The sequence below is a fragment of the Allobosea sp. 05T438 genome, assembly GCF_056396025.1.
The window spans coordinates 1-4,286 of record NZ_JBFTKQ010000045.1; the positions used below are offsets into that span (position 1 = coordinate 1).

The window sequence follows — 4,286 nt, forward strand, 5'->3', positions numbered from 1 at the left end:
CGACGTCGACGTCGAGATCGATTTCAGGCAGCTCGGCAGGCTTCTTCGCCATCAATCCCGGTCCGTGGTCGGTCGCCATAACTCATCCGGTACGCGCTCCCCGGTCACTTGTTCCTCGGCTATGCGGTCGGCTTGAAGCTCGGCTTCGATACGCGTGACCTCAAGGAAATACGCGAGAGTACCGAAGCCGCGTGCATATCCGCCTTCAACATAACGATGCGCTCGAGCAAATCATCCGCGCGACGGAGCGGGACGCTCGGAACACCGGAGCTCCGAACGCTATCCGTCATGGTGCCTCGTGATCCCTCACCTGTAGCTGAGCTTTTCCGATGACGCGACAAGCCGCATAGTGCCGATATGAAGGCCTTTGTCCTCGCACGATATGGCGGACCTGAGACAGCACAGCTCCGCGATGTCCCCAAACCGGTTCCGGGGGGTGGCGACGTGCTCGTGCGCGTATGCTCGGCAGGTCTGAACCCCGTCGACTTCAAGACCCGCGAGGGTAAGCTGCGCGTCATCCAGGGCTACCCGCTACCGGTCGTGCTCGGGAACGAGTTTGCGGGCATCGTCGAGGCATGCGGCGAGGCCGTCTCCCGCTTCGCTCCGGGCGATCGGGTTTTTGCGCGTGTTCCGAAGGACAGGATGGGAGCCTTCGCCGAATACGCTTGCGTGCCTGAACAGGTCGTCGCGGCCTTGCCGGAAACCCTTGATTTCGATGCAGCCGCCGCCATTCCGCTAGCAGGGCTCACGGCTTTGCAGGCGCTGCGTGATGAGCTGCATCTGCGGCCCGGAAACCAGGTCTTCATCTCCGGAGGCGCCGGCGGGGTCGGCACCCTAGGGATCCAGATCGCCAAATGGCTCGGCGCTCAGGTCGTCACGACTGCATCGCGACGTGGCCGCGCCCTTGTCGAAGAGCTCGGTGCAGACACGGTGATGAACTATACGACCGAGCGGCCCGAGGATCGTGTTCGAAATGTCGATGGCGTCTTCGATCTCGTGGGCGGCGAGACGCTAGAGCAGTCGTTCGCACTGGTGAAGCCCGGTGGCACGGTGGTTTCGATCACCGCCACGCCGGAACCCGAGACCGCTCGGAAGGACCTCGGGCGCGGCCTGCTGCTGGCAGGGCTATTCTGGTTCGCCAGTCTTTCGCTGCGGATGAAGGCGCGAAAGCACGGCGCGCGCTACCGCTTCCTGTTCATGCATCCCAGCGGAGCCGAGCTTTCCGAATTGGCCGCTCTCGTCGATGCCGGCCGGCTTCGTCCAATCGTCGACCGGGTGTTCCCATTCGCGGAAATCGAGCAGGCGTTTGCCTATCTCGAAACCGGGCGGGCGAAGGGCAAGGTCATCGTGCAGATGCACAAGCCGACAGTCGGCTAGCGACCGCGTGGCGAACTGTACCGTCCGCTCACGACCCATTGCGGGCATTTTCAGAGATTTGGCCTGCTAGCACGGCCGCCTCTCCTATAATCGGTAAATGGAGCATGCCCGAAACCTCGAAGGTCTCCCACAATCCCTCTAAGCCCGTCTCAAGATTGCCGCTGCTAAGCAGAGGGACAGGCTATTCAGGAGGCAATATTGAATAGAGCTCGTGCTTCATCCCTGGTCGTGTTGCTGTCAGGCTTCCTGGCACTGGGTTCGGCTTCGGCACTCTCGCAATCTGCCCGCGCTGACCTGTCGCCGCGATTGACGAGCCTGCTCGTGCTGCCAGGAATGACGATCGAGAAGTCTGCTGCCCAAATACAGAACGGGTTCATGACGCTCGATGCCAATGGCGATGGCCTGATCGATGAGGCCGATGCCGGGTTGCACGAAGCCTTTCTTCGCGCCAACGCCAGATTTGCAGCCGCCGGACGGTATATGAATGCGGATGCTGACGGCGATGGCATCGTCACGCGGGAGGAGTTCCAGGCGAGGTACAAGTACGATACGCGTTTCGACGCGGGGCACCTCCTCGCCAGCCGTCGAGAGCGACTGGAGCGCGATCTTAAGTCTTTCCAAGATGCCGATACGGATCGTGATGGCAAGGTCTCATGGGTGGAGGCGGGTGCCGCCCCAACGGGAACTAAGCCGGCCGACCTGTATGGCCTTCCCGTGCTGACCCGCGATGCCATTGCAGCGTTTGGAGGCGACGCCCGCAGTGTCGGTCTGCAGCGCTTCACCGAGAAAGCCACGGAGCTGATCAAATCGCTCGACGTTGACGGGGACGGTACGGTTTCGCCGGAGGAATACGGTGTTGTCGTGGCGGGCCTCCAAGCTGAGCGTAAAGCCGCGGAGGACCGCCAGGCGGTCGCCACGCGTGGAGCTTGCCTGATGCCCAAGGCGTCCGAACGGGCAAAGGTTGTGCTCCTGTCGGCGTACGAAACGGATTCGGTGTCGACAGCGACCATTGGCTCGCAGGATGTGACGATCGGTGCGGGCTCCATTCAGGTCGAGCCGGGCGAGGAGTCTCTCTATGTCGTCATAAGCACTTACGGAGGCGTCATCTGGGATTTCACCGGAGCGACCCAGCGCCTCGAACGCGTCGTTCTCAGTTCCAGCTCAGCCGGGCCCGGTTCCGCATCCGGGAAAAACCCTCTGGTCGGGGCAAAGGGGGTAGGAGCCGATAAGATCGTTTTCATGCCTCATACGGGATGCCTGCCGTATTTCAGTCAGACTACGCCGAACGGCTCCAAGACGGCTTTCAGTCAGTCCAAAGGCCCCGAGGCAGCAGTCACGATTGTGCGCCGAGAGACGGGCAAGGAACCTGTCGTAGCAGCTCAATACGAAGTGTCGGGCTTCTCAGTCCCATCCGGCGCCGTCAAGATGCCGCCGGAGGCTACAAAGGCGCGGGCGGCCGCGGCAAAGCTTGGCAGCCCAATCGCGGGGATTGACTTCAGCAAGGTTGAGCCTTCGCTCCTCGATGGCGCCTTTTCCTTCTTCCCAGGCGGTGTTGTCGCGATTGACCCATCAACCGTGGTAGCCGTACAGCCGGTCACAGCCTACGAGGTGCTGCCCAGCCAGCTCGGTTTGATCCAGCTCGTGCAAAAGGGAGTGCTGACCCGCAACCGGAGCGGCACCTTCCTCATCCATAGCAAAATGCGGTTTCCCGCCGGACTCTATGGTGCCCATTCGGCTCGCTTTGTGCTCCTCGATGGAGTTCCAGCCCCCGACGGCACTCAGGGGCATTCGTGCCTCGCTCAACAGGGGGCTGACACCCCAGTTGAGATCCAGGCACCAAAATGCTGAGCGTCCGCTCCCGAACCGTTGGGGAACCTGCGCCAGGACCTCACTCTTGAGTGCCGAATAAGCCGCCGCACCAACGGGCCAACACCATGATCGTTCATCAGAACGCCAAAGCGACGAGCATCATTCGGATGAATCTTGATGGCGAAAAGAGAGTGCTCATGGTCGATACCGACCTCAAGCTGGATGGCGAGCACCCAAACTACAGCGCGAAGAAGCTCTTCAGCCTCAAACAGGCTTGCCAATCATTTGTAGATGGAAACCCCGAACTGGTGGACACCTACGCCATCCGAGCGTGGAACTGAGGCGCGGGAGCGAGCGTACGCTTCCTGCCTTTGCGCAACGTCGGCTGGCCATCGCCACGTCAGTGCCGTCAATCGCCCGACAAGCTGTCATAGAAAGCCTCATCATCAGCATCGGCAGCAAGAGCCCCGCAACTTCATCGACGGGGACGATCCGGTCGCCGTGGTAATGCCGGAATGCCCGGACGAATTTCTCCTCCGTGAAGCAAACGCGCATCTGCCCTGTCGCGCCGAGCGAGGATCCGATGTGGTACCGGATTTCCCATTCCTGCAACCATGTCTCCATCGCGCGGATGATCCGCCCCCGCGGAGAGGTCCAATGTGATTGTTAGTGTACGGTTGGCCTCGGCGCTAGCGCGGGCGGCGTAGCCGGTCTGGTTTGCGCAGCCGCCCGCGCGGTCATGGCTGGGATGAAGACCTCTGGCGCGGGAGGCTTGTAGCCGAGCAAGCCGTGTGGGCGCAGCGTGTTGAAGTGGCGCCGCCAGCTTTCGACGACGGTCTTCGCCTCCGCGAGTGAGTAGAAGATCTCGCCGTCGAGGAGTTCGTCGCGCAACCGGGCATTGAACGACTCGATGAAGCCGTTCTCCCAGGGACTGCCAGGAGCGATGTAGGCAGTCTTGGCACCGACCGCGCCGATCCATTCCTGCACGGTCTTGGCGACAAATTCCGGCCCGTTATCTGAACGAACATGCTCCGGCACACCGCGCAGGATGAACAGGTCCGAGAGCACGTCGATGAGGTCGATCGCCTTCAGCCTGCGAT

Annotated in this window: 4 protein-coding genes; 3 read left to right on the plus strand and 1 reads right to left on the minus strand. The window is 61.7% G+C overall.

Annotated elements, in window-relative coordinates:
- Window positions 1–444 precede the first annotated feature (444 nt).
- The 3 genes from AC1DIN_RS29785 to AC1DIN_RS29795 all read left to right on the plus strand — a co-directional run bounded on the left by AC1DIN_RS29785 (window position 445) and on the right by AC1DIN_RS29795 (window position 3,527).
- Window positions 445–1,377: an NADP-dependent oxidoreductase gene (locus AC1DIN_RS29785; RefSeq protein WP_476812340.1), complete on the plus strand. Its 933-nt coding sequence runs from the start codon at window positions 445–447 to the stop codon at window positions 1,375–1,377.
- A 198-nt stretch (window positions 1,378–1,575) separates the two neighbouring features.
- Window positions 1,576–3,225 carry an EF-hand domain-containing protein gene (locus AC1DIN_RS29790; protein ID WP_476812341.1) on the plus strand — a complete coding sequence of 550 codons (1,650 nt, stop codon included), beginning with the start codon at window positions 1,576–1,578 and terminating at the stop codon, window positions 3,223–3,225.
- 86 nt (window positions 3,226–3,311) lie between these two features.
- The gene (locus AC1DIN_RS29795) at window positions 3,312–3,527 is read left to right on the plus strand and encodes a hypothetical protein (RefSeq protein ID WP_476804122.1); all 216 of its coding nucleotides are present in this window, start codon (window positions 3,312–3,314) and stop codon (window positions 3,525–3,527) included.
- A 325-nt stretch (window positions 3,528–3,852) separates the two neighbouring features.
- On the opposite strand, the gene AC1DIN_RS29800 is transcribed toward AC1DIN_RS29795, so the two are convergent.
- On the minus strand, window positions 3,853–4,286 hold a 434-nt coding region (locus AC1DIN_RS29800; RefSeq protein WP_476812342.1), incomplete at its 5' end, for an integrase core domain-containing protein.

Bases quoted from the DNA above. Each gene is read 5' to 3' on its own strand.
- AC1DIN_RS29795 (WP_476804122.1), top strand. From the start codon at position 3,312: ATGATCGTTCATCAGAACGCCAAAGCGACGAGCATCATTCGGATGAAT.